Source organism: Candidatus Methylomirabilota bacterium, assembly GCA_028870115.1.
Lineage (GTDB): Bacteria > Methylomirabilota > Methylomirabilia > Methylomirabilales > Methylomirabilaceae > Methylomirabilis.
This window is the reverse complement of the sequence record JAGWQH010000078.1, coordinates 1-24,753: the sequence shown is the minus strand read 5'-3', so window position 1 is coordinate 24,753 and position 24,753 is coordinate 1. Positions and strand designations below refer to the sequence as shown.

The 24,753-nt window shown below is 59.5% G+C and carries 23 protein-coding genes; 21 read left to right on the top strand and 2 right to left on the bottom strand.

Translation table 11 applies throughout. From position 1 onward, the window contains the following. Positions 1-3: 3 nt before the first annotated feature. The 10 genes from KGL31_08775 to KGL31_08730 all read left to right on the top strand — a co-directional run bounded on the left by KGL31_08775 (position 4) and on the right by KGL31_08730 (position 10,252). Complete coding sequence (locus KGL31_08775; GenBank protein MDE2321991.1) at positions 4-282, top strand: metal-sensitive transcriptional regulator; 279 nt, start codon at positions 4-6, stop codon at positions 280-282. A gap of 17 nt (positions 283-299) precedes the next feature. After that, the gene (locus tag KGL31_08770; GenBank protein MDE2321990.1) at positions 300-1,478 is read left to right on the top strand and encodes a geranylgeranyl reductase family protein; all 1,179 of its coding nucleotides are present in this window, start codon (positions 300-302) and stop codon (positions 1,476-1,478) included. A 39-nt stretch (positions 1,479-1,517) separates the two neighbouring features. Beyond that, on the top strand, positions 1,518-4,259 hold the full coding sequence (gene cadA, locus KGL31_08765) for a cadmium-translocating P-type ATPase (protein ID MDE2321989.1): 2,742 nt from the start codon (positions 1,518-1,520) through the stop codon (positions 4,257-4,259). Between the two features lie 65 nt (positions 4,260-4,324). Then, complete coding sequence (locus KGL31_08760; GenBank protein ID MDE2321988.1) at positions 4,325-4,669, top strand: hypothetical protein; 345 nt, start codon at positions 4,325-4,327, stop codon at positions 4,667-4,669. A 113-nt stretch (positions 4,670-4,782) separates the two neighbouring features. Beyond that, positions 4,783-4,929 carry a YHS domain-containing protein gene (locus tag KGL31_08755; protein ID MDE2321987.1) on the top strand — a complete coding sequence of 49 codons (147 nt, stop codon included), beginning with the start codon at positions 4,783-4,785 and terminating at the stop codon, positions 4,927-4,929. Positions 4,930-5,110: 181 nt separating this feature from the next. Beyond that, positions 5,111-6,229, top strand: coding sequence for a trypsin-like peptidase domain-containing protein (locus tag KGL31_08750; GenBank protein ID MDE2321986.1), 1,119 nt, complete (start codon positions 5,111-5,113; stop codon positions 6,227-6,229). Between the two features lie 2 nt (positions 6,230-6,231). Then, positions 6,232-6,696 carry a DUF192 domain-containing protein gene (locus tag KGL31_08745; GenBank protein MDE2321985.1) on the top strand — a complete coding sequence of 155 codons (465 nt, stop codon included), beginning with the start codon at positions 6,232-6,234 and terminating at the stop codon, positions 6,694-6,696. Positions 6,697-6,783: 87 nt separating this feature from the next. Beyond that, entirely contained in the window at positions 6,784-8,067 is a 1,284-nt protein-coding gene (locus KGL31_08740; GenBank protein ID MDE2321984.1) for an insulinase family protein, read from the top strand. 73 nt (positions 8,068-8,140) lie between these two features. Continuing rightward, positions 8,141-9,487, top strand: a complete 1,347-nt coding sequence (locus tag KGL31_08735; GenBank protein MDE2321983.1) for an insulinase family protein — start codon at positions 8,141-8,143, stop codon at positions 9,485-9,487. A gap of 15 nt (positions 9,488-9,502) precedes the next feature. Continuing rightward, positions 9,503-10,252, top strand: coding sequence for a cytochrome c biogenesis protein CcdA (locus KGL31_08730; GenBank protein MDE2321982.1), 750 nt, complete (start codon positions 9,503-9,505; stop codon positions 10,250-10,252). A 54-nt stretch (positions 10,253-10,306) separates the two neighbouring features. On the opposite strand, the gene KGL31_08725 is transcribed toward KGL31_08730, so the two are convergent. Next, on the bottom strand, positions 10,307-11,299 hold the full coding sequence (locus tag KGL31_08725) for an NAD-dependent epimerase/dehydratase family protein (GenBank protein MDE2321981.1): 993 nt from the start codon (positions 11,297-11,299) through the stop codon (positions 10,307-10,309). Between the two features lie 181 nt (positions 11,300-11,480). Beyond that, positions 11,481-12,866, bottom strand: a complete 1,386-nt coding sequence (dnaA, locus tag KGL31_08720; protein ID MDE2321980.1) for a chromosomal replication initiator protein DnaA — start codon at positions 12,864-12,866, stop codon at positions 11,481-11,483. 559 nt (positions 12,867-13,425) lie between these two features. Here dnaA and KGL31_08715 point away from each other — a divergent pair. The 11 genes from KGL31_08715 to KGL31_08665 all read left to right on the top strand — a co-directional run. Then, positions 13,426-14,793, top strand: a complete 1,368-nt coding sequence (locus tag KGL31_08715) for an aspartate aminotransferase family protein (GenBank protein MDE2321979.1) — start codon at positions 13,426-13,428, stop codon at positions 14,791-14,793. A 92-nt stretch (positions 14,794-14,885) separates the two neighbouring features. Next, positions 14,886-16,247 (top strand): FAD-binding oxidoreductase, encoded by a 1,362-nt coding sequence (locus KGL31_08710; GenBank protein MDE2321978.1) that lies wholly within the window; start codon positions 14,886-14,888, stop codon positions 16,245-16,247. 19 nt (positions 16,248-16,266) lie between these two features. Further along, on the top strand, positions 16,267-17,724 hold the full coding sequence (locus KGL31_08705) for an FAD-binding protein (GenBank protein ID MDE2321977.1): 1,458 nt from the start codon (positions 16,267-16,269) through the stop codon (positions 17,722-17,724). A gap of 152 nt (positions 17,725-17,876) precedes the next feature. After that, positions 17,877-18,539, top strand: a complete 663-nt coding sequence (locus KGL31_08700) for a sigma-70 family RNA polymerase sigma factor (protein MDE2321976.1) — start codon at positions 17,877-17,879, stop codon at positions 18,537-18,539. Next, entirely contained in the window at positions 18,536-19,108 is a 573-nt protein-coding gene (locus KGL31_08695; GenBank protein MDE2321975.1) for a hypothetical protein, read from the top strand. Before KGL31_08700 ends, KGL31_08695 begins: the two co-directional genes overlap by 4 nt. Continuing rightward, a complete protein-coding gene (locus KGL31_08690; protein ID MDE2321974.1) occupies positions 19,089-19,517 on the top strand; it encodes a hypothetical protein in 429 nt (142 codons plus the stop codon). The genes KGL31_08695 and KGL31_08690 overlap by 20 nt, the downstream gene beginning before the upstream one ends. 28 nt (positions 19,518-19,545) lie before the next feature. Then, positions 19,546-21,168 (top strand): TolC family protein, encoded by a 1,623-nt coding sequence (locus tag KGL31_08685; protein ID MDE2321973.1) that lies wholly within the window; start codon positions 19,546-19,548, stop codon positions 21,166-21,168. 26 nt (positions 21,169-21,194) lie between these two features. Continuing rightward, positions 21,195-22,595 (top strand): efflux RND transporter periplasmic adaptor subunit, encoded by a 1,401-nt coding sequence (locus KGL31_08680; GenBank protein ID MDE2321972.1) that lies wholly within the window; start codon positions 21,195-21,197, stop codon positions 22,593-22,595. A 9-nt stretch (positions 22,596-22,604) separates the two neighbouring features. Further along, a complete protein-coding gene (locus KGL31_08675) occupies positions 22,605-23,348 on the top strand; it encodes an ABC transporter ATP-binding protein (GenBank protein MDE2321971.1) in 744 nt (247 codons plus the stop codon). A 7-nt stretch (positions 23,349-23,355) separates the two neighbouring features. Then, the gene (locus KGL31_08670; protein ID MDE2321970.1) at positions 23,356-24,588 is read left to right on the top strand and encodes an ABC transporter permease; all 1,233 of its coding nucleotides are present in this window, start codon (positions 23,356-23,358) and stop codon (positions 24,586-24,588) included. 56 nt (positions 24,589-24,644) lie between these two features. Then, positions 24,645-24,753 (top strand): archease (locus tag KGL31_08665; protein MDE2321969.1); only part of this gene is annotated, 109 nt, incomplete at its 3' end.

Sequence of the window (24,753 nt, the reverse complement as noted above, 5' to 3'; positions counted from 1 at the left end):
GAGATGATCGACGAGGAGATGAAGCACAAGGCGCTGGCGCGTCTGAGCCGGATCGAGGGCCAGGTGCAGGGTGTGCAGCGGATGGTGGAGGAGGGGAAGTACTGCGTCGATATTCTGCTCCAACTGTCTGCCATCGAAGGTGCGTTGGAACAGGTTCGCAAGATCCTCCTCGGCCGTTACATCGAATCGTGTGTCGCAGAGGCGATGGCCTCCGGGCGGGCGGAGGATCGCCAGAAGAAGATCGAAGAGCTTCTGGAGGTCTTCTCGCGCTACGGCCGGTAGTGCGTGGGAGAGATTCGGTGCGATACGACGCGATCGTAGTTGGTGGCGGGCCTGCAGGGGCGACGGCAGCACTTACGCTGGCGAAGGCCGGCGTCAGGGTACTTCTGATAGAGCGGCGGAGATTGCCGCGCTATAAGGCGTGCGGCGGCTGTCTGTCGCAACGGGTAGAACGGCTGCTCCCTATCGATTTGGGTAAGCTGATCGAGGAGTCGATCACTAACCTTACCTTTACATGGCGTGGTCGCGATCCGGTCGATGCGACCTTTTCAGATTCGGAGCCGATGGCCTTTATGGTCTGGCGCGATAAATTCGATCAGGCCTTGTGCAATCGTGCGGTTGACGCCGGAACCGAACTTCTGGATGGACAGGCGGTGCGAGCCGTCAGAGCATCGGCGAATCATATCGAGGTTGATTTCGACGGGAGGACGGCGACGGCGGATTTCCTGGTTGGAGCTGATGGGGCTAGCGGTGTTGTAGCCCGGGATCTGTTTCCTGACCGCACGCAGCCGAGCGTCGTGGGACTTGATGCAGAGCTTCCCTTGACCAGCGAGGGCGAGGCTGCGTTGAAGGGCCGGGTCATTCTCGATGTAGGTCGAGTTCCAGGGGGGTACTGCTGGGCCTTTCCAAAAGGTGGGGTAGCCTCTGTCGGCGTGTCGATTGACCGCAGGGCGGCGAAACGGGCCCTGCCGTGTCTCACGGATTTTCTCACCTCCAGCAGATTCAGCGACCGTAGAGCGGTACGGACCACCGGGGCGCTGATCCCGGTCTATCATGACGGGACCGGGCCGCTTCATCGCGGACGCGCACTTCTCACAGGTGATGCGGCATGTCTGGTCGACCCCTTTTTAGGCGAAGGGATCTACTACGCCATCCAGAGCGGACAACTGGCAGCCAGGGCCATTGTCAGGGCTGGGAGCCACGGCGGTGATCTCCATTGGTATCAGACGGCCATCTCGACGGAGATTGCACCGGAGCTTGAGGCGGCCGGTCGGCTGAGCCGTGCGGCCCATCGGGCTCCCTGGCTGTGGTTCCAAGTGCTCAAGCGGCGTCGCGTAGTGATCGATCTCTACAGGAAAGTTTTGATGGGCGAAGCGAATTACCGATGGTTCGAGGAACGGGTGTGGGCAGGGACACCCCGCCCCGTGGCCATGCTGTTTGGTATCTGGGCTAATCGAGGATCTGTAGTGGCGGGGTAACCCGGTCACTACCGAGTGACAAAGTTCGAGAAATTAGCAATGGCAAGAGATCCGATTTGTGGCATGGACGTGCTTCCCGAGGAGGCCGCAGGTACGAGCCGCTATCAAGGGGTAGACTACTATTTCTGCGCGGCGGCCTGTAAGGAGGCGTTTGACAAATCGCCGGAGCAGTATGTGACTGAACAGCGCGAGGTGCAGAGCCCGAAATCCCCCCACCCCCCCTTTACTAAAGGGGGGTACGGGGGGATTTTCAGTACGGGGTCTGCCTCCGCAACAGCGGGGGTACGAAGTGCGCACACGAGGGTGGTCGAGATCCCGATCAGAGGAATGACGTGCGCGTCATGCGTGGCCAGAATCGAAGGCACCCTATCAAAACTCAGTGGCGTTGAGGCAATCAGCGTCAACTTTGCGACGCAACAGGCGACGATCTCGTATGATCCCGAACGGGTGACTATTGATCGGATTATTCAGGAGGTTCAGGGACTCGGTTACGAGGCGGCCGTAGCAGAGGTCATCCTGCCGATCCGGGGGATGTCCTGCGCGTCATGCGTAGCGCATATTGAGCAAGCATTGCAGGCAGTTCCAGGGGTAGTCTCCGCCTCCGTCAACTTTGCCACGGAGCGGGCAACCGTGACCTACCTCGCTTCGCTTACTGGACTCGCTGATCTGCGCAGTTCGATCGAAGCGGCCGGGTATGCTGTTCTGGACATGGCCGCTGCTCCAACGCCGGATCTGGAGAAATCGTCGAGAGATACAGAGATCCGCCTGCTTCGGACCAGGTTTCTGGTCGGGGCGACCCTGAGTATCCCGGTTTTAGTTGGGAGCTTTCCGGATTGGTTTGCATGGGCCCCGGCGCCGCTGTCCAACCCTTACGTGCTCTTCGCCCTCACCACGCCGGTACAGTTCTGGGTCGGTTGGCAGTTCCATCGAGGGTTCTGGATGAGCCTGACGCATCGAACCGCCGACATGAACACCTTGGTCTCGATCGGGACGAATGCGGCCTACCTGTACAGCGCGGCGCTTACCTTCTTCCCTGCGGCCATCGCGCCAGCGGGGATGGAGGCGATGACCTACTACGACACTGCCGCCATCCTGATGACCCTGATCATCATGGGGAGGTGGCTGGAGGCCAAGGCGAAGGGTCGGACCTCCGAGGCGATCAAGAAGCTTATAGGACTTCGGGCCAAGACCGCTCGGGTGATCCGTGACGACCTTACGCAAGACATCCCGGTGGAGGAGGTCAGGGTTGGCGATCTGGTGTTGGTCAGGCCTGGGGAGAAGGTGCCGGTAGACGGGATCATCCGTGAAGGCCGGTCGGCGCTTGATGAGTCGATGCTGACCGGGGAGAGCCTGCCTGTCGAGAAGGGGCCGGGCGATCAGGTGATCGGCGCCACGGTCAATAAGATGGGTAGCTTCAAGTTCGAGGCGACCAGGGTTGGACGGGAGACCGTCCTCGCCCAGATCGTCCGATTGGTTGAGCAGGCCCAGGGATCGAAGGCGCCCATCCAGCGGCTGGTCGATAAGATCGCCGGGGTCTTTGTGCCGATCGTCCTGGTTATCGCGGCTGCAACCTTCGTCGTTTGGCTGCTGTTTGGGGGAGAGCAGGCGTTTCTCGTGGCCCTCTCGAACTTCGTGGCGGTGCTGGTAATCGCCTGCCCCTGCGCCCTGGGCCTCGCAACGCCTACATCGATTATGGTCGGAATCGGGAAGGGAGCGGAGCACGGTGTCCTGATCAAGAACGCCGAGAGCCTTGAACGAGCCTATCAGGTAAACGTGATCATCTTCGATAAAACCGGCACGCTTACCGTCGGCCAACCATCGGTTACGGACATAGTTCCGAGTTCGGACTTCCAAGTTCCGAGTTTGGAACCCAACTCCCAACTCCCAACCCCCAACCCCCTACTTTGGCTGGCTGCCTCAGCAGAACAAGGCTCCGAGCATCCGCTTGGACAGGCGATCATTGATCATGCCAAGGCGAAGGGTCTTGCCCTCGCCGAGCCGCAGGAGTTCAAGGCGATCCCGGGATATGGGATCGGGACCGTCGTGGAGGGGCAGGAGGTCCTCCTCGGGAACGCAGCCCTGATGCAGGAGCGTGGAATCGAGCTTGGCGAGATGGGTTCGCAGGCCCTGATGCTTTCTGGGGAGGGCAAGACGGCGATGTTTGTTGCCGCTGATGGTCGGCTTCTTGGCCTCGTGGCAGTGGCCGACGTCGTGAAGCCGCATTCACGGTCGGCCGTATCTGCCTTACATCACTTGGGTATCGAGGTAGTGATGATCAGCGGCGATACTCGTCGGACGGCCGAGGCGATTGCCAGACAGGTCGGGATCGATCGGGTTTTGGCCGAGGTCCTGCCGGAGCATAAGGCGCTGGAGGTTCGACGACTTCAGGAGCAGGGGAAGCTGGTGGCGATGGTGGGCGATGGAATCAATGACGCCCCCGCCCTGGCCCAGGCCGATGTGGGGATCGCCATCGGGACAGGGACCGATGTGGCGATGGAAGCGGCCGATATCACGCTGATCGGGGGCGACCTGCGAAGCGTCGTGACAGCGCTGCAGTTAAGTCGACTGACGATGCGGAACATCCAGCAGAACCTGTTTTGGGCGTTTGCCTATAATGTGGTTCTGATCCCGGTAGCCGCCGGTGTCCTGTACCCATTGTTTGGGGTACTACTGAGTCCGGTCCTAGCCGGCGCAGCCATGGCGCTTTCTTCGGTCACCGTGGTCAGCAACGCTCTCCGATTGCGACGATTCCGGCCTATGGCCGTGACAGCGTCCTCGTAGTCCGATGGCTACCGTCAACTGAAATGCGGATTGCGGTTCATATGCAAGGAAGGGGGTGAAGACATATGAAACAGGATGAAGTGAAGCAGCCTGACCGATCTACCTGTACGATGCACGCAGACAGGCGATCGGTTCTCAGGATCTTGGCCGGAGGCCTGTTCGGTCTCCTTGTTAAGCCTGTTGCCGGTTGGGCAGCAGGAGGCGATAGTGCGGCTTCGGCGGCCCCGAGACGTCCGCGGCCGGCTACACCCTCGCCGGCATTGTTCACCGGGAAGCTGGCAGAAACCTATCGGATCGCCAAGGAAGTGCCGGAACTGATCGAGCAGATGCCGTGCTATTGCGGTTGCGGTAGAATGGCCGGCCATCAGAACAACCTGGATTGTTACACAGATCGGCATGCGGATACGTGAAGGATGTGCCAAGACATTACGCTGGATGCGTATGCCATGTACAAGCAAGGGAAGAAAATTCCAGAGATTAAGGCGGCAATTGACCGAAAATATGCAAGATGAGAGGGGGAGCGATGGCCAAAGATCCCGTATGCAAAATGATGGTGGATGAGAAGCAGGCGGCGGCCACAGCCGTCTATCAAGGAGTGACATACTACTTCTGCGCCGTGGGCTGCAAGCGGGCCTTCGAGCAGTCGCCGGAGAAATACATTTCGAAATAGGAGTGAGAGGTCCGAGACGGGAAGTGCTATAGTCCCCGCGCTGTAGACTCTGATCCTCATACAAAGTTGATTTACTGCCTCGGACGTTGACAAGCCGACGGTGGTGTTCTACAGTGGCCGAAGTGGACGGAGGATATACTTTTCCTTTCTAGTTGCTGACGTAATCGACGGAGCGAGACAATTGCCTGCTCACTTTTCCATTCGGGTTCGGCTCGCAGTGTTGGCTGCGCTCCTGGCCGCTGGGTGTCTCACGGTCCGGACCGACGCCCAGGCACAAAAAACTCGAGCAGAAGGCCTTGGTCTCAGCCCTGAGGAACAGATCGTCATATCAGTCTATAAACATGCCAGCCCAGGTGTTGTACATATCACCAGCACCGCCCTGGCGTACGATGTGTTCTTCAATCCGGTACCCCAGAAAGGGGCGGGATCGGGTTTGGTGGTGGACGACCGGGGGTATATCTTAACCAATAACCATGTGGTGGAAGAGGCCGACAGTCTGGAGGTCACGCTGCCTGACAAAAGCAAGGTGCCGGCAAAGTTGATCGGCCGCGATCCCAGCAACGATCTGGCAGTGATAAAGATCTCTGTTTCAAAGGAGAAACTGTTCCCTTTGAAGATGGGCAACAGCGATGCCTTGCAGGTGGGGCAGATGGCCATTGCCATCGGTAATCCGTTCGGTTTGGATCGAACGGTCACGCGCGGCGTCGTCAGCTCGATGGGTCGAACGCTCCGCTCCGAGAGCGGACGCCAGATTCGAGGCATCATCCAGACCGATGCACCGATCAATCCCGGCAATTCAGGCGGCCCGCTGCTGAACTCCCGGGGCGAGGTGATCGGAATCAACAGCGCTATCTACACACCGAGCGGCGGGTCGGTCGGGATCGGTTTTGCCATCCCGGTGAACACGGCGAAGCGATTGCTTCCCCAGTTAATCGCCAAGGGGCGGGTCAGTCATCCCTGGCTGGGTATCGCCGGACTGGACATTACACCGGAGGTAGCCGGTGCCCTGAAGCTTCCGGTTCGCGAAGGGATCGTGGTGATGCAAGTCTCTCCCAAAGGCCCGGTGGACCGCGCAGGTATCAGAGGAAGTACGAGAAAGGCGCGGGTCGGCAACACGCTGGTCGGCGTAGGAGGGGACATCATCGTTGCGGTCGATGGCCGAAAGGTGGCATCGATAGACGATCTGACGGCCTTTCTGGATGGAGAGCGGAAGGTTGGAGATCAAGTCAAGATGGAACTTCTCAGGAATGGTCGGCCACTTACCGTCACGGTTCGACTGGGAGAGCTGCCTGAGGCATGAGGGTGGCTCGAACTCGTGCGGTGTTAGGATTCTTGCTGCTCCTCCCCCTGACGCTCTGCGTGCTTCGGGTCTCTGATGTCTTGGCCCTGCAAAGGGGCGATGTGGTCATCGACGGCCGGGTGACGATTGCCGTTGAGGTGGCGCGAACCGCGCGGGAACAGGCCAGGGGGCTCGGGGGTCGATCATCGCTTCCAAAAGGTGGAGGCATGCTCTTTCCCTTTGACGCGGCAGAACGCCGGACATTCTGGATGAAGGGGATGCTGATCCCGCTCGATATGCTCTGGATCCGGGAGAGCAAGATCGTGGCCATTGATGCCAATGTTCCTCCGCCCCGCTCACATGAGACGCCTGTCATTGTCAGTCGTGTGGCCGATCTTGTCTTGGAGGTTCCTGCAGGCTTCGCCCAAGAGATGGGTATCAGTGTCGGTCAGACAGTTCGTGTCAAATATGAAGGATCGAGTCGTTAGCGCGTCATGACAGCAGCGATGCGGCAGCGGATACGGTACCTGCGAAGGCGGGGTACAGTGGCGATCTGGATGGTTCTCTGCGTCCTTATGGTCCAGAACCTTGCGGACGCGCAGGTCACGGCCAGAGTGGCGGAGTCGACGCTTGAGAACGGATTGAAAGTCCTGCTGCTTGAAGAACACAAGGCGCCTGTGGTAACCGTCCACATCTGGTATCGGGTTGGCGCGCGCAACGAGCAACCGGGAATTACCGGTCTGTCCCATCTGTTGGAGCATATGATGTTTAAGGGGACCTCGATGGTGGGGCCTGGACAGTTTTCCAGAATCATCAAAAAGAATGGCGGCCGCGACAACGCCTTCACCAGCGAGGATTACACCGGCTATTTCGAGACGTTCGCCTCGGATCGGGTCGAACTGGCCCTGAAGCTCGAGGCTGATCGGATGCGGGGCCTGCTGCTCGATCCGAAAGAGGTGGAATCGGAGAAGAAAGTGGTCATGGAGGAGCGTCGTCTGCGGACAGACGACGATCCCGTGTCTGCCTTGAGGGAGGCGATGGAGGCCGTGGCTTTTGAATCGCACCCGTACCGGCAGCCTGTCATTGGCTGGATGACCGACATCGAGGGGCTGAGGCGGGGGGATCTGGTACGCTACTACAACATGTACTACGTGCCGAATAACGCCGTGCTGATCGTGGTCGGTGATTTCAAGGGTGAAGAGCTGCTTCCAAAGATTCGACATTACTTCGGTTCGATTCCGCGTGCCGCTGACCCACCCGCCGTCCGCGCCGTAGAGCCGGAGCAACGGGGGGAGCGGCGAGTTCTCCTGAAGAAGGAAGCGGAACTGCCGTTTGTATTTATGGGGTACCATGTCCCGAATCTGAAACAACCCGATAACTTTGCGCTTGAGGTGCTGGCTTATATCCTGTCTGGCGGCAAAAGCGGCAGAATTTACAAGAGCCTGGTCTACGAGAAACAGCTTGCCCTATTCGCCGGCGGGGGGTACGAACGGGAGAGCATTGACCCGAACCTCTTTCCCCTTTACGCCAGTGTGATGCCAGGCAAAACGGCTGAAGAGGTTGAACAGGCTCTGACGGCAGAGATCGAGCGGGTGAAGAACGAACTTATCTCGGACCGGGAACTGCAGAAGGCGAAGAATCAGATTGAAGCCGGCTTTCTGTTCGGACAGGATTCGGTGTTCAATCTGGCCAGGCAACTGGCTGAGTATGAGATTGTGGCTGACTGGCGCACCTGGGAGGCTTACCTCCCCGGTATCCGTGCCGTTACAGCAGCGGATCTGCAACGGGTCGCAAAAACCTACCTGACGCCGGATAACCGGACCGTTGCGGTGCTGATCCCGGAGAAAATGAAGAAGTAGGGGTGGACCTTTTTACCTGCGCCTTGAGGTGCGATGAAGACAGTACGATGGGCGAAAGGCGATAAGTAGGACGATGCGACGATATGGATGGACTTTATCGTTCAGCCTCAGCCTGCTCCTGCTGCTGCCGGTAGTCGTAGCTGCGGCCCCGTTGGCCGAACGGCAGATACTGGAGAACGGGCTCACGCTGCTGGTCAGGAGCAGTCGGGCGTTACCGATTGTAACTATCAAGGTGACAGTGCAGGCGGGCTCCCTTTGGGAGCCGGCGGAACGTGCGGGGCTGGCCGATCTGACGGCCCTGCTGCTGACAAGGGGTACGACGACTCGGACGGCTGCTCAGATCGATGAGTCGGTGGATTTTATCGGCGCCTCCCTCTCGTCATCCGCTGGTCGGGACTTTAGTGAAGTGGATCTGACTCTGCTGAAGAAGGACATACCAAAAGGGCTGGAGTTGCTGGCGGATGTCCTGCTGCACCCGATCTTTGAGCAAGGGGAGATCGCCAGGAAGGTACGAGAACTGAAGGCGGCGCTACGGAAGCGGCAGGAGGACCCCGGTGAGGTCGCGGAAGAGGTATTCAACCAACTGGTCTTTGGAACTCATCCGTACGGCCGTCCGCTGGAGGGAAACGAGACCTCCCTCACTGCGATCACCAGGAACGAGATTGTGGGGTTCTATCGCGATCACTACACCCCGGAACGAACCTTTATCACGATTGTGGGCGACGTCGATCAACGCGAGATCGTCAGCCGGATCCGCACAGTACTCGGATCGTGGCCGAAGGGCAAGGGCAGCGTGAAGCGAGCGATGGAGCCTGCGCCGCTTCAGGAGAAGATCGTTGTTAAAAAGGTAGATCGGCGTGTGACGCAAGCGAATATCATCCTTGGGCATCAAGGCATCCGGCGAGATAACCCGGATTTCTACGCGTTGACGGTCATGAACTACATCCTGGGCGGGGGCGGATTTTCCTCTCGTCTGGTGGAGCGCATACGCGAGCGGAACGGTTGGGCCTATGATGTCAGCTCCCAATTCTCTCCCGGCCTGGAGCCGGGATCGTTCCAGGTGGTGCTGCAGACGAAGAATGAGACCGCCGGCCCGGCGATACAGGAGGTGGTGCGGGAGCTCCGGCGGATTCGGGAACAAGGGGTGACCGATCAGGAACTGGTCGATGCGAAGGCCTACCTCACCGGAAGCTTTCCCCTTCGGCTCGATACCAATGCCAAGCTCGCCGGATTGATTTCGGCGGTGGAGTATTATAAACTAGGGTTGGATTATGCGGACCGCTACCAGACGCTGATCGAGAACGTCAGGAAAGACGACATCCTGCGGGTTGCGCGTATCTATCTCAGGCCGGAGGGTTACGTTCTGGTCGTTGTAGCCGACCAGGTGAAGGCAGCGTTCTCGGAGTCGGATAAGCGCTAAGACGAGAGGCAGTTGATGTTGGGGACTGGCGAAGCATTGACCATCTGGATGGCCCTGGGGGCCGGCGTCTTCTCTTTCCTCTCACCCTGCGTACTTCCGATCTTTCCGTCCTACCTTTCCTTCGTGACCGGCCTCTCGTTCGGCGAACTGTCAGGTTCGGTGGATAATGTCAGAACACGCCGGGCGATCATCCTGAACGCTATCTGCTTCATCCTCGGCTTTTCCGTCGTCTTCATGTCGTTAGGCGCTTCCTTCAGCCTGCTGGGCCAGCTCCTGTTCGACTACCAGCAGATTCTCCGGAAGGTCGGGGGTGCGCTGGTCATCCTGTTCGGCCTGTACATTGCCGGTTTGCTCAAGCTTCCTTTTCTCATGCGGACCTTCCGACTCGAACTGCAGGATCGGCCGGCCGGATATCTGGGTGCGTTTATCGTGGGGGTGACCTTTGCTGCCGGCTGGACCCCGTGTGTCGGCCCGATCCTGGGCTCCATCCTGCTGTACGCGAGTACGGCCAAGACTGCCAACACCGGGATCCTGATGCTCGGCGCCTACTCGCTCGGCCTCGCTATCCCGTTCTTTTTGAGCGCCCTCGCTCTCAATCGCTTTCTCGACTACGTAAACCAGTTCAAGCGGCTGATACCGATTGTGAGCGCTGTCGGCGGGATCTTCCTGGTATTTGTCGGTGGCCTGCTACTCACTAACTATTTCACGCTCCTCTCGGCGTACGCGCTTCGCCTGACGCCGCAATGGCTGTGGCAGAGGCTCTGATCTTCGCACATCGAGCAGCCACGAGGGCTGCCCCTGCACATCATACTTCGTAGGTTATCTCGTCACATACCCATTATCGGTGAACCAGCGGACCGCCGCCTCAAGCGCCTGTTCGATCGGCGATTGCGGCAGCCCCAACTCTCGTACGGCCTTGGAGGCGTCGAAGAACATCCGCCGTTTGGCCATCTTCACCCCCTCTAACGGGATTCTCGGCGGCTTCTTGGTGATAAGGGAGGACAGCCAGTGGTTCCCATAGGCTAGCGGTAGAATCAGTCGGTATGGCACGCGGAGCCTTGGTGGCGGGAGCTTTGCGATCTGTCCCAGGATGGCAAAGAACTCGTGCAGCGTCAGGTTGCTCCGGCCGAGGATGTACCGCTCTCCGACGCGGCCACGTTCGGCGGCGAGCAGGTGGCCTCTGGCTACATCTGCTACGTCGATGAAATTCAGACCGGTATCGATATAGGCCGGCATTCGATGGTTTAAGAAATCGACGATGATCTGACCAGTTGGAGTAGGTTTAATGTCGCGGGGTCCGATCGGCGTGCTCGGGTTAACAATCACTACGGGCAGTCCACGAAGCGCGGCTCCTCGCACCTCTTCTTCGGCCAGAAACTTTGACCGCTTGTAGTGGCCGGTCATCTGCTCAAGGCTGGCTGGTGTCTCCTCGTCGGCTGGGCTGCCATCTTCCCGGTAGCCGAGCGTACCGACGGTGCTGGTGTAGACGACCCGCTCAACCCCTTCCTCCATGGCGGCTTCCAACAGCTTTTTGGTGCCGTCTACGTTGACCCGGTAAAAGACCTCCGATGAGGGCTCCCAGAGCGAGTAATGAGCCCCGACATGGTAGAGCCGCCGGCACCCTTTAAAAGCTTGTCGTAGCGATTCCTTATTGAGGAGATCCCCAAAGGCCAGCTCAACGTCGAGGCCGTTAAGGTTTTGGATGTCGCTTCCGCGCCGAACCAAGGCTCGGACGGCATACCCTTCCGAAAGCAACAACCGGACCACAGCAGTGCCGACGAAGCCGGTCCCGCCCGTAACAAGGGTCAGCATGGCTGGATGATACGCAAACGATCCCGTTTAAGCAACGAGGAAGATGTCATGCGGTAGGGGCGACCCGACGGGTCGCCCCTACATCGAGGTGCGACGTACATGTCCGGGGTGTGTAGGGGCGTTGCTTGCTGCGCCCGTCGAGGTAAGGCAGGGGCAGTTTCCTGTGGCTGCTCTAAGGGCGCTAGGCGGTGATCGATTGGGAGAGGGATTCGATTTGCCGTCGGAACGCCTCATCAGCAGTCAGTCTCCGCTTGATCTTTTCGCAGGAGTGGATCACCGTCGTATGGTCCTTTCCGCCGAACGCCTCGCCGATAACCGGCAGCGAGGAGGCGGTCAGCGTTCGACCGAGGTACATAGCGACCTGGCGCGGCAAGACAACACCCTGGTTTCTATCCTTGGATTTGAGGTCCTCGATCTTGACGCGATAGAAGTCAGCCACCGCCTGCTGAATGGCGGCAAGTGTGATGACCTTGGCCCGTTCGGCGTTCAGTTCCTTCAGTGTCTCCTGAGCCAGTTCCAAGGTGATGTCGCGGCCCGTCATTGAGGCGTAGGCGATGAGGCGGACCAACGAACCTTCCAGTTCCCGAATATTTGACTGCGCGTTCTTGGCGATAAAGAGTGAGACATCATCAGGGAGTCGCACGCCCTCCGCCTGCGCTTTTTTCCGAAGGATGGCGGCCTTGGTCTCGAGGTCTGGCGGCTGGATGTCGGCGATCAGACCCCACTCGAACCTGGAGCGTAGCCGCTCCTCCAGCGTGGGGATTTCGCGCGGGAGGCTGTCGGAGGAGATCACAATCTGTTTCGATGAGTCGTACAACTCATTGAAGGTATGGAAGAACTCCTCCTGGGTTCGCTCTTTACCGGCGATAAACTGGATGTCGTCGATGAGCAGCAGGTCCAGGCTGCGGTAGCGGTTACGGAACTCACCAGTGGAATCGAAACGGATGGCATTAATCAGGTCGTTCGTAAACTTCTCGGATGAGACATAGGACAGCCTGAGTCTGCCGTTTCGCTTCAGGACCAGGTGGCCGATGGCGTGGAGCAGATGGGTCTTCCCCAAGCCGACGCCTCCATAGATGAAGAGTGGGTTGTACGCTTTTGAAAGTTGCTCTGCCACGGCGAGACAGCCGGCGTGAGCGAACTGGCTTGAGCTACCAACGACGAAGTTTTCGAATGTGTACTTCGGATTAAGGATTGCGGCTTCGTTCCGGTATCGCTTGACCGGTCGCCTGGCAGCAGGCTCGGGCCTCACATCGGGCTCGCTCTGCCCCACCGGCTCGGCGACGCGGAGGATTACTTCAACGCTGGTAAACATCAGATCCGTGAATACCGATTTAAGAACGCCAAGATAGTGATCTTCGAACCACTCCTTAAAGAATTGATTTGGGAGCCGAACCGTGACGCATGAGTCTTCCAGTGACTCCAGGGCCAAGGGGCGAAACCAATTGTCGAAGCTTTGGCGTGTGACCTTACCCTGGATGGTTGCGAGGGCTTCTTTCCAGATCTCATCTGCCTTAGTAGGAGAATTGGTCGGATTCGCCTTCGCGCCTTGACCGTTGTTATCCACAGGAGGCCTCCTTATCTAACGTGTTGAATGTATTAGGAAAACCCTTTGCGATTCCCAGAGAATCCTTGCTGGACGCGGTTCCCATTATCCACAGATTTATCCACAGGTGTGGATAAGGCGTAAGTGGCTGTCCCGGCTTACAAAGGGGACGCTCATCCCCGACGCTTGACGGGTTCGAAAGAAAGGGTAGCTGTGGAAAACCATATCGCATGAGCAATTATCGGCATTAAGTTGCTGAAGAGATGTCTCTTTTAGCCCACCCCATCACGACTGTCAAGTCATTTTTGAGCTTGAGAAAATAATCATTTAGGCGTTGATAATTACCGTATTTACAATAAGTTACATTGGCTACCTTTACTTGCGGCAGCCGTCGGCCCGTAAAATCACAGGCAGTCCAGCGCGAGCTATCGGGGCACCTCGGGCTGCATTGACAGTGAACGGAGGGCATGGTAACGTGCCATGCAGTGGCCGGTAGTCAGTGGATAGCGGCTGGTTCCTACCTACTGGCCACTGACCCATGGCCACTAACCGCTGCTGTTGTGATGAAGGGGGTAAGGGATTGAAGAAGAGCGGGGCATCAATCTACGAGCAGTTTCGCCGAACCCATCCTCGTTCGGAGAGCCTGTTCCGTCAAGCCAAGGCGAGTATTGCCGGCGGCCTGACCCACGACATCCGGCACCTCCATCCTTTCCCAATCTATGTGGATCGGACCCGAGGATCCAGAAAGTGGGACGTCGATGGCCATGAGTTAATTGACTACTGGGTCGGTCACGGCGCGCTCATCCTTGGCCATGGGCACCCGACTGTTCGAAAAGCCATCGCCGAGCAGCTTGACCGCGGGACTCACTATGGCGCCTGCCACGAACTGGAGATTCGGTGGGCCGAGCAGGTGCTGAAGCTCACCCCCTGGACCGATCGAGTCCGCTTCGTCGGCTCGGGGACTGAGGCGACGCTTCTGGCAATCCGGCTCGCCCGAGCCGCGACAGGCAGAGGCAAGATCATAAAGTTCGAGGGCCACTTTCACGGATGGCACGACTATGCGGCGGTCGCGGTCCGTCCGCCTTTTGGCCGGCCTGTTTCCGCTGGCGTACCGCAAGGCGTCCTTGACGAGATCCTTATTTGCCCACCGAACGACTGGGACGCGTTCATGGCCCTGGCCTCGGGCAGGAACGATATCGCCGGTGTGATCCTGGAGCCGGCGGGTGGCAGTTGCGGCACGATTCCGACCGACCACGACTTCCTGAAACGACTCAGAGAATTTACTCGTTCCCAAGGCATCGTACTTATCTTTGACGAGGTGATTAGCGGATTCCGTTTGGCCCCTGGTGGCGCGCAGCAGCGGTATGGGATTTACGCAGATCTGACGACGTTGGCCAAGATCCTGGCCGGGGGGTTGCCGGGTGGGGCCGTAGTGGGCAGCGCGCCCCTGATGGACCAGCTGGCTTTTAGGGAGGATCAAGCCTGGAACCGGGAAGAGCGGGTGGGTCATGCCGGAACCTTTAACGCGAATCCGCTCTCAGCGGCGGCCGGCCTGGCGACGCTCCCGATTCTGGCTGACGGTCAAGTCCAGATCGGAGCCGATCGTGCCGGAGAGACCTTGCGCAACGGGCTTATCGAGGTTATCACGATACTCGGAGTGGATGCCGCTGTCTACGGTGAATCTTCAATTGTCAACCTCTTCCTTGGACCTCATCGTCATGGCCTTGTCATCGACCGATCCGACTCCAAGTTCGACCACCACCTCCTCATGGATCACCCGAACACAGAGGCCTATCACCGGCTGCGGTGCGCACTGATCCTGCACGGTGTCGATTTTCCCCTCTTCCACGGGTGGGTCTCGGCAGCCCACACTGATGAGGATATCCAGAAGACGATCCGGGCGTTCGAGGCCGCACTCCGCCTGATGTGTGACGAAGGCGCCCTATAAGGGTTGATAGTTCACGAAATTCCTACGCATTCCCCGAAATCCCCCCACAACTCCCCTTTAGCAAAGGGGAGTTGTGGGGGGATTTGTGGACCATGAATTCTGAACGATTGGAAGGGCGGCTGGCTGGGATCGTCGGAGCAGACCATGTCTTGGCGGCGGAATCCTGCGCCCCATACGCTGTAGATGATCGGGTTCCAGAGGCGGTCATCTTTCCCGGGGACGCGCAGGAACTCTCCGAGATCATGAAGCTTGCGTCGTCCGAGCGGCTTTCGGTTGTACCGTGGGGGAGCGGAACGAAGATCGGCTTCGGAGGTATCCCGGCGAGGGTCGATCTGGTTGTCGGGCTCACGCGGCTCAAACGGATCATCGACCACGAACCGGGCGATCTCACGGCGACCTTTCAGGCCGGGATGCTGCTTCGTGAGGTTCAGGCGTCTCTCCACACTAGCGGCCAGTTTCTTCCCTTCGATCCACCCGGCTACGAGCGGGCAACGATCGGGGGGATTCTGGCCACCAATTCGAGCGGCCCGTGGCGGCACCGGTATGGGAGCGCTCGCGACCTGGTCATCGGGATTCGCGTCGTCCATGCCGATGGCACTCTCACGAAGGGCGGCGCGAAGGTGGTCAAGAGCGTCAGCGGGTACGACATGAACAAACTCTACGTCGGCTCGCTGGGGACGCTCGGCATTATTTTCGAGGCTACCTTGAGGCTCTATCCACTGCCGACCGTGGAGCGAACATGGATTGCATTGTTCCTGACGGGCGAAGCGGCTGCCTGCGCACTGGCTCAGATCCTCCACTCCACCATCGTCTGCACCAGGGTCGAGTTTCTCTCGTCCGTTGCAGCACAGTCCGTCGGCGGACAATCCGGCTGTGTTGTTCCGGCGGGGACCGTCGCGGTGGCTTTGTCAGTGGGGAGTGTGCCTGAGGCGGTGGATAGTCAGATCACAGCTATCAGGAAGCTCTGCCACGGGGAGGGGGCCGTGGCAGGATTCCTCGTGGAGGGAAGCGCGCAAGACGGCCTCTGGAAAGCCATCTGCGATTTTCCGTCAGCGAGCGGCAATGGTCGGACCTGGGTGATGTTGAAGGCAAGTGTCCTGCCGACACAAGTTGTTGGCATGATCCACCACGCTGAAACGCTTGCCCGGAATCTCGGCCTTGAGCCGGTCGCCATCTCTGAGGCTGGCTGCGGGATCGTGCGGCTATATTGGATGGACACACCGGGTTCGGCGGAGCCGGATCCGATCTCCATCGCGACGGGGGTCGAAGATCTTCGAAACTGGATCGCGCGCCGGGGTGGAAGCCTGGTAATCCTTTCGGCTCCGCCGGCGATCAAGGCCGGCGTCGATGTATGGGGTCCGGTTGGGAATGCGCTGTTCCTGATGCAGAAATTAAAGCAACAGTTCGACGCTCAAGGCCTCCTCAATCCCGGTCGTTTCGTGGGAGGCATTTAGCGTGACGAGCTGGAAGGACATGGATAAACGGCGAATCATCCGAGAGTTGGCGGCCATCGTAGGCCGCGACTGGGTGATCGCCGACTCGGGCGAGTTGACCGTGTACGAGTGCGATGGGATGACCTATCTGGAGAAGGCCATGCCGGATGTCGTGGTCCTTCCGGATAGCACAGAGCAGGTCGTCGAGGTGGTGAGGCTCTGCGACAGAGAGCAGCTTCCCTTCGTGCCGCGTGGGGCGGGGACCGGGCTGTCGGGTGGCGCCATTGCTGTTGCCGGCGGGGTGATCATCGGGCTGAATCGCATGAATCGGATACTGGAGATCGATCTTGCGAATCAGCGCGCCGTGGTAGAGCCGGGCTTGGTGAATATTGCCCTGACCCAGGCGGTTCAGGATCGCGATCACTATTTTGCTCCGGATCCGGCAAGCCAGGCCGCCTCCAGCATCGGCGGCAACGTAGCGGAGAACGCCGGCGGCCCCCACTGCCTGAAGTACGGGACCACGACGATGCATGTCCTCGGACTCGAGCTGGTCCTGGCATCGGGAGAGATTGTCCAGCTTGGCGGTAAGACGCTGGACTGGCCAGGCTATGACCTCACCGGTCTCTTTACCGGCTCTGAAGGGACCTTGGGGATTGTGACGAAGGTAGCCGTTCGCCTCCTCCGCCAGCCTGAGGCCGTAAAGACGCTACTGGCCTCCTTTCGCGCTATCGACGAGGCCAGCAAGGTGGTGTCGGAGATCATCGCCACAGGCATTATCCCCTCGGCCATGGAGATGATGGATCGACACATCATCAGGGCGCTCGAGGAGTGGTTACATATCGGCTACCCTGAAGGCGCCGGCGCGGTGCTGCTGATTGAGCTGGATGGGCCGGCCGCAGAGATCGAGGCCCAGGCCAAACGGATTGAGCAGATTTGTGTCCGGTACGGTGCCCTGGATCTTCGGATTGCCAGGGATGAGCAGGAGCGGGCCCTGCTCTGGAGAGGACGGAAGGGGGCGGTCGCGGCCGTGGGCCGGATCACCCACGAATTTTACTTGCAGGATGGCGTGGTCCCTCGAACCAAACTCCCCCAGGTACTCAGGGAGGTCGAGACGATCGCGGAGCGCAACGCGTTTGTGATTGCGAACGTTTTCCACGCAGGTGACGGGAACCTCCACCCCCTGATCTGCTTCGACTCCCGCAGGGAGGGCGAGTTGCAGCGGGCCCTTGCAGCCGGCGCGGAGATTATGAGGCTCTGTCTTTCTGTGGGCGGGAGCATTACGGGGGAGCATGGGATCGGGCTGGAGAAGATCGACTTCATCCCTCTCATGTACAGTCCCGAGGACCTCGAGGCGATGCGGATGGTCCGGGCGGCCTTCGACAGCTCTTTACGGTGTAACCCGGGTAAACTCTTTCCCACCACCAGGTCCTGTGGTGAGACCAATGCAACCTATCGGCCACACCGTATTGAACGAGAGGGCCTCGCCCAGCGCTACTGACCTCCTTCCGGCTGTCTCCAATCTTGTTCCTTGCTGACCTTTTGTTCAGCTTCAGCCGATCTGTTCGAGTAGCGAAGGGCGCGCATCGGACCCTCTTTCTCATCCGTTGATAGGAGTGTGCAGGTAACCGGACGGGCTCATCATACGTACTTATGAACGACAGGAGGAAAGATCAGGAGCCTGCTGAGAAATGGCGAGAGGCTTCAGAACGAGAAGCCCATCTCATCCGGCGGGCGCAGGAAGGCGACCAGGAAGCCTTCGAGGCCCTGCTCAGGTTGCACGATCGGCATGTGTGTGCCATCATCGGCAGCTTTCTCAGGCGCAAGCAGGACGTGGAAGACCTGGCTCAGGACGTCTTTCTAAAAGCTTACCTGGCTATCCGGCGGTTTCGACCGGGGGCCCCGTTTGCGCCATGGCTTCGCCGGATCACCGTCAACACCTGTTACGATCACCTCCGGAAAATCCGACGACATCCCGAGGTCACCTTTACCGACCTCGGGGAGCCCGAGCGCGATTTTATGCACATCCTGGTCGAGAAAGGGTATCCGTCTCTTGGAAACCAGAGGTTGGACCAGGTTGCGGCCAGGGATCTCGCGGAGCGGATACTGGCCGGCCTTGCGCCGAAGGATCGACTGGTCATCACATTGCGGGAAGTTCACGGGCTTGAGATCGCGGAGATTGCCAGCGCCATCGGCTGCTCTCGAGCGGCCGCGAAGGTCCGTCTATGGCGGGCACGCCGGGCAATGCAGACTGGGCTTCAGCGCTTGATCCGTGAGGAAGAGGAGACGGCGCATCGTGGAGGGAGGGGCGGATGACTTGTCAGGACGTCACGCAATTGCTAAAGCGGGAAGGAAGAGAAGGCGCTCCCTGCACAGACTATGGCGCCCTCGCGCTTCACCTGAAGGGTTGCCGCCGGTGCAGTGAAGCACTGAAGGTCGTCGCGCTGTCTTCAGCTTTGCTGCAGACCTTGCGCGAAGAGACCGGACCCGGTCCCACCTTCTACCCCCGCTTACGAGCGCGATTGGCGGATACGGAGCTCAGCCGGCCAGACATGGGCCTGCTCCATGCCTTGGGATTGGCGAAGCGATTGATCCCGGCGCTGGCCGTGGGGGTTCTACTGCTCGCCGGGGTGACGCTCCCCATAGGCGGGTCGCGCTCGTCGCTCCCGGTTCAGGTGCGGGGCGGAACGGACGTGAACGCCTTTTCCCTGGAGGAGGTGAACCTGCCGGGAGTGGTCGGGGAGCCCACTCGGGACCAGATGCTGGCGTTCGTGTTGAGGCAGGATGACGTACGAGGGCCGTCACCCTCGCTCCCCCTCCCGATGGGAGAGGGAAGGGGTGAGGGCGAAGTACAGGATGAATCATATGATCGAGACACGCGCTAAGGTTGGACTCGCCTTTCTCATCGTCTTTCTGTTGGGGTTAGCGGCCGGCGCCCTGAGTTTATCGGCCTACCTGCACCGGGTCGATCCGGCGCGCCAGGCTGTGTGGACTGGGAAGTTCAATCGGGACCGCTACGTCAGAGAGCTGACGGAGGCGGTGCAACTCCAACCGGAACAGATGGGCGCGTTGAATGCGGTGCTGGATGAGACGCGCGAGGAGTTTCTCGCTCTGCGCAGGCGTCTTCAACCGCAGTTCGAAGAGATAAAACACCGGGCGCGTCAGCGGATTCGTTCGATCCTGAATCCCGATCAGCACCCCCGCTTTGAGGCGTTTGTCAAACGGTGGGACGAGGAGCGACGGATGGAGGAAGCGGCCGCCTCTCAATCGAAGGCGTCGGAGGGCAAGCCGTAGGACAGGGTACAGAGGAAAAGGAGGTAGCATGACGGCGCTACAGCGCAAGATCTGTTTGTGGACGATGTCGGTGATGTGTCTGGCTGTTCCGCCTGCTGTGACGGCGGGGGCGGCGGACAGTCTTTTCCCCCCTCGTAGGCCCATTCGCGTAGAATTGTCTGATGATTTGAGGCGCCTGGTCGTTCAGGCAATGCCTCAAGCGGAATTCGGCCAGACCGAGCCGACGGAGGTAAACGAACTTCGCCTTTCCCTCCGTGAGGCCGTCCTGCTGGCTCTGAAGAACAACCTTGATATTGCCATTGCCGACTACAACCCAAAGATCACCGCGGAAGGCATCATTATCGCGAAGGCGATCTTTGACCCGACCTTCTCCCTTACACTCGATGCGAATCGGACCATCTCACCTACAGCGACACAACTGGCGGGGGCTAAGGTCAACGCCATCGAAAACCGAGATGTGAACAGTTCGCTGACCCAGCAGTTGCCGTTTGGCGCCAGCTACACGTTGGGCATGACCAATAACCGATTTAACACCAACTCCTTTTTTGCTCAGCCGCCTAACGGGATCAACCCCTCCTACAAGTCGTTCCTCACGCTCAGCATCACCCAGAATCTCCTCAAGAACTTCGGCGTCGATGTGAATACCGCGCCGATTAAGATCGCCAGGAATAATCAGGCGATTTCCGTAACGCAGTTCCGTCAGCAGGCCAATCAGGTGATCACCAATGTGCACAACGCCTACTGGAATCTGGTCTTCGCCATCGAGAATCTTGAGGTTCAGAAGCGCTCGCTGCGCCTGGCCAGGGAATTAGAGGATCTCAACAAGGCCCGGGTGCGGGCCGGTGTTGCGGCGCCGGTCGAGGTGACACAAGCGGAGGCCCAAGCTGCAGCCCAGGTGCAGAACGTAATTCTGGCCGAGAAGGCCATCAAGGATGCCGAAGATCAGCTCAAGCTTATCATCAACTTCCCCGACGGCGAGCGCATCTGGGCCAGAACCATTCTTCCGACCAACCAGCCACCGTTTGAGGTGGTGCCGGTGAATGCCGAAGCGAGTATTCAGGAGGCTCTGGAGAAGCGGCCTGAGTATGCTGCGCAAAAGTTGACCATTCAGAACAGCGACCTGAACCTCAGGGTTGCCAGGAACCAGCTATTGCCCAGCCTCCAATTGCAGGGTAATGTCGGCCTCAACGGCCTGAACGGCAGCGCCGGCGGCGATCTGGATCGGTTGACCTCGGGCGACTTTACTCAATGGTCGGCAGCTCTGGTTCTGACGTATCCGTTAGGCAACCGCTCTGCCAGATCGGCATTCATTCAGGCGAAGCTCACCGACGATCAAGCAAGGGTGAGCCTGCTGAATCTCAAGCGTCAGATTATCTCTCAGGTCCGGGAAGCGGTCCGTCGGATCGAGGCCGATGTCCGCCGCGTAGAGGCCACCCGGGCGGCGCGGGTGCTGGCAGAGGAGCAGCTCCGGGTCGAGCAGAAACGGCTCGAAGCCGGTGTCACGACGACCTTCAACGTCCTCTCGTTCCAGCGCGACCTGGCCGCAGCCCAGGCCAGCGAGATCCAGGCGATTACGACCTATAATCAGGACTTGGCCAATCTCGAGCTGCAGAAAGGCACAATCCTGGAAAACAATCACCTCGAACTATGAGACCCATGAAGACGCCAAAAACGAAGATGCTGTTGGTTATCATGGGCCTGATCGCACTTTCTACCTTGGGTGGCTGGGCGTACCTGCGAGGGCAGAACCGGGTCGAGTACCGGACGGCTAAGGTGGAGCGGGGCGACATCGAAGCCACCATTTCGGCTACCGGAAACCCCAACGCCGTCGTCACCGTTCAGGTCGGCAGTCAAGTCTCTGGGAACATCAAGGAACTCTATGCCGACTTTAATACCAAGGTTAAGAAAGGGCAACTCGTGGCCAGGATCGATCCGGAGATCTTTGAAGCCAAGGTGAACCAGGCTAAGGGCAACCTGGAAAATGTCCGGGCTGCCGTCCTCAATGCCCGGGCGATGCTCCAGAAAACCGAGGCTGACATCGCCAATGCCAAGGCTTCACTCGAAGCCGCGAAGGCGAACGCGGCCAAGGCCAAGGTCGCCGTTCTGGACGCCCAGATCAAGCTCAAGAGCCGGATCAACCTCTTCAAAGAAGGCGGCATCTCGGCAGAGGAGCGCGATTCGGCGCAGGCAACCTTTGATTCCAACGTCGCGGCCCTCGAGGCCGCGAAGGCCCAGGATCAGGCTGCGGGGTATACCCTTCGCGCCGCCCAGGCCCAGCACGAAGTCGCTGTAGCCCAACTCGCTTCAGCCGAAGCGCAGGTGAAGCAGGGCGAGGCCGCCCTGAGGCAGGCGCAGATCGATCTCGATCATACCTATATCCGGGCGCCGGTGGACGGAACCGTGGTTTCACGGAGTGTGGATGTCGGACAGACGGTCGCAGCGAGCCTCTCCGCTCCGACCCTTTTTCTGATCGCACAGGATCTGACCAAGATGCAGGTGGATACGAACGTGGATGAGGCCGATATCGGGCGGGTCCGAGTGGGACAGGCCGCCGCCTTCACCGTAGATGCCTTCCCGAGTGAGATCTTCAAGGGAAAAGTAGTCCAGATCCGGCAGGCCCCTATGAACGTCCAGAACGTGATCACCTATGATGCTGTGATTGGGGTTGCCAATCCTGATTTCAAACTCTTCCCAGGGATGACGGCAAATGTCAAGATCCTGGTGGATAGGCAGGAGAATGTCCTCAAGATTCCCAATGCTGCCCTGCGGTTTCGGCCTCCCGATTTGAAGGACCAGCTAAAGCGAGGAGGAGACGCATCCGTCCGGACTGCACAGGGGACGCCGGGTGTGCGCGGCACCCGAAGAGCTGGAGGGGACCAGACCATCTGGGTCCTGGGGGAGGATAGGAAGCCGCGACCGGTCACGGTGAAGCTGGGGATCACCGATGGGAGTTTCAACGAGGTCACCGAAGGTAATCTCAATATGGGACAAGAAGTGATCGTCGGGATCGTGTCTAAGGAAGGCCAGACCACGGGCGGGCCGGCCCAGCCGTTTGGCCAGCGTGGGCCGAGGCTCTAAGATAGGCTCATGGCAGCTCTCATCGAGATCGACAGCCTGATGAAGAACTACCGGCTGGGCGATGTGATCGTTCAGGCGCTGAGAGGGGTCTCCTTCAGAATTGAACGAGGCGAGTTTGTGGCGATCATGGGTGCTTCCGGGTCCGGAAAGTCCACCTTGATGAATGTCCTGGGATGCTTGGACAAGCCGACATCCGGAAGCTACCGGCTTGACGGCGTCAGCGTGGGCGATCTCAATCGGGATGAGCTTGCCGAAATCCGAAATAAGAAGATCGGCTTCGTCTTTCAGACCTTCAATCTCCTGGCCAGGACCAGCGCCGTAGCGAACGTGGAACTTCCCCTTCTGTATAATGGCACCGCGGTCCGCGACCGCCGAGCCAGGGCGCTTAAGGCCCTTCAGGCGGTCGGCCTCGCAGGCCGGGAAGAACATCACCCGAGCCAGCTTTCGGGCGGTCAGCAGCAGCGAGTGGCGATTGCGCGGGCCCTTATCAACGAGCCGCAGATCATCCTGGCTGATGAGCCCACCGGCAATCTCGATTCGAGGACCAGTGTCGAGGTTATGGCAATCTTCCAACGGCTCAACACGGAGTCAGGAATCACTATCATCCTGGTCACCCATGAGCCGGACATCGCGACTTACGCCCGGCGTGTGCTCCACTTTAAGGACGGCCGGCTGCTGCGGGATGAGGTGATTGAGCGGCCAAGAACGGCGCTCGATGAGTTGCGGCAACATCCGGCAGACGAAGCGGGGTAGCCGGTCTATGAATCTCCTGGTCAATGTCAGGATCGCCTTGAGGGCGCTCAGGGTCAATCGACTTCGATCGGCTCTCACCATGCTCGGGATCATCATTGGGGTGGCTGCCGTGATCGCCATGGTGGCCGTGGGTTCGGGGGCCACCGCCCAAATCCAGGAGCAAATCCGAAGCATCGGCAGCAACATTATTGTCGTATTATCGGGCAGTATGACCAGCGGCGGGATCCACGTCGGGGCCGGGTCAGTCCTGACGTTGTCGGAAGATGACGCCAAGGCGATTGCCGGCGAGTGCCCGGCGGTAGCGTTCGTCGCCCCGAGCAGCCGCGGCACCGCTCAGGTTGTCTTCGGCAACAGCAACTGGTCCACCGTCGTACAAGGGACGACGCCGGAATACCTCCAGATCCGGGACTTCACCGTGCAGTCCGGGAGCCCGTTCACCTGGCAGGACGTGGACGGCGCGACGAAGGTAGCGCTCGTCGGCCAGACAGTAGCGGAGAATCTGTTCGGTGGGACCGACCCACTCGGACAGATCATCCGGATCAAGAACGTGCCGTTTACTGTGCTCGGGACCCTTGCTCCCAAGGGTCAGTCAGCCTCGGGCCAGGATCAGGACGATATCATCATGCTTCCCATCTCTACAGCTAAGAAGAAGGTGCTTGGAGTGAGCCAAGCCAATGCCCGGTCCGTGGGGGCGATCTTGGTGCAGGCTCGCGGCCCGACGATGATGAAAGAGGCGGAAGAACAGGTTGTGGCCCTCCTCCGGCAGCGACATCGTCTGCAGCCGGAGCAGGACAACGACTTCACCGTGCGGAACCTCACGGAAGTCTTTGCCGCTCAGGAGCAGTCGGCCATGGTGATGTCGATTCTGCTGGGCGCCATCGCCTCGGTCTCCCTGGTCGTTGGGGGGATCGGCATCATGAACATCATGCTGGTCTCGGTGACGGAGCGAACGCGGGAGATCGGGTTGCGTCAGGCGGTCGGCGCCAAGGCGCGCGACATCCTGACGCAGTTCCTCGTTGAGGCGGTCACGCTGTCGCTGATCGGTGGCCTGGTCGGGATTGCGCTAGGTCTCTCGGTCTCGATCCTGATCTCGTCCCTGGCCGGGTGGTCTACACAAGTCAGCGTCGTCGCGGTCCTCATGGCCTTTGCTTTCTCGGCGTTGGTGGGGATTTGTTTCGGCTACTACCCGGCCCGCAAGGCCGCCTTCCTCGACCCGATTGAGGCGCTCCGATACGAATGAATGGGCAGCCACCAGCTTTCAACTTCACGTTAACTGCTGACGGCTGAACGCTGAACATGAGCGATTCGGGGTTCGAGCTGTTCGAAACGACGGCAGACGTCGGGATCCTGGCGTGGGGTAAGACCCTGGAGGAGCTGTTCGCCAACGCCGCCCGAGGGATGTTTG

What these genes read in the sequence shown, in the direction of transcription:
- KGL31_08760 (MDE2321988.1), top strand. Translation starts at nt 4,325, where the DNA reads ATGAAACAGGATGAAGTGAAGCAGCCTGACCGATCTACCTGTACGATG.
- KGL31_08725 (MDE2321981.1), bottom strand. Translation starts at nt 11,299, where the DNA reads ATGCTGACCCTTGTTACGGGCGGGACCGGCTTCGTCGGCACTGCTGTG.
- KGL31_08775 (MDE2321991.1), top strand. Translation starts at nt 4, where the DNA reads ATGATCGACGAGGAGATGAAGCACAAGGCGCTGGCGCGTCTGAGCCGG.
- KGL31_08735 (MDE2321983.1), top strand. Translation starts at nt 8,141, where the DNA reads ATGCGACGATATGGATGGACTTTATCGTTCAGCCTCAGCCTGCTCCTG.
- KGL31_08670 (MDE2321970.1), top strand. Translation starts at nt 23,356, where the DNA reads ATGAATCTCCTGGTCAATGTCAGGATCGCCTTGAGGGCGCTCAGGGTC.
- KGL31_08680 (MDE2321972.1), top strand. Translation starts at nt 21,195, where the DNA reads ATGCTGTTGGTTATCATGGGCCTGATCGCACTTTCTACCTTGGGTGGC.
- KGL31_08695 (MDE2321975.1), top strand. Translation starts at nt 18,536, where the DNA reads ATGACTTGTCAGGACGTCACGCAATTGCTAAAGCGGGAAGGAAGAGAA.
- KGL31_08710 (MDE2321978.1), top strand. Translation starts at nt 14,886, where the DNA reads ATGAATTCTGAACGATTGGAAGGGCGGCTGGCTGGGATCGTCGGAGCA.
- KGL31_08675 (MDE2321971.1), top strand. Translation starts at nt 22,605, where the DNA reads ATGGCAGCTCTCATCGAGATCGACAGCCTGATGAAGAACTACCGGCTG.
- KGL31_08705 (MDE2321977.1), top strand. Translation starts at nt 16,267, where the DNA reads ATGGATAAACGGCGAATCATCCGAGAGTTGGCGGCCATCGTAGGCCGC.
- KGL31_08685 (MDE2321973.1), top strand. Translation starts at nt 19,546, where the DNA reads ATGACGGCGCTACAGCGCAAGATCTGTTTGTGGACGATGTCGGTGATG.
- KGL31_08690 (MDE2321974.1), top strand. Translation starts at nt 19,089, where the DNA reads ATGATCGAGACACGCGCTAAGGTTGGACTCGCCTTTCTCATCGTCTTT.
- cadA (MDE2321989.1), top strand. Translation starts at nt 1,518, where the DNA reads ATGGCAAGAGATCCGATTTGTGGCATGGACGTGCTTCCCGAGGAGGCC.
- KGL31_08700 (MDE2321976.1), top strand. Translation starts at nt 17,877, where the DNA reads ATGAACGACAGGAGGAAAGATCAGGAGCCTGCTGAGAAATGGCGAGAG.
- KGL31_08740 (MDE2321984.1), top strand. Translation starts at nt 6,784, where the DNA reads ATGGTCCAGAACCTTGCGGACGCGCAGGTCACGGCCAGAGTGGCGGAG.
- KGL31_08730 (MDE2321982.1), top strand. Translation starts at nt 9,503, where the DNA reads ATGTTGGGGACTGGCGAAGCATTGACCATCTGGATGGCCCTGGGGGCC.
- KGL31_08755 (MDE2321987.1), top strand. Translation starts at nt 4,783, where the DNA reads ATGGCCAAAGATCCCGTATGCAAAATGATGGTGGATGAGAAGCAGGCG.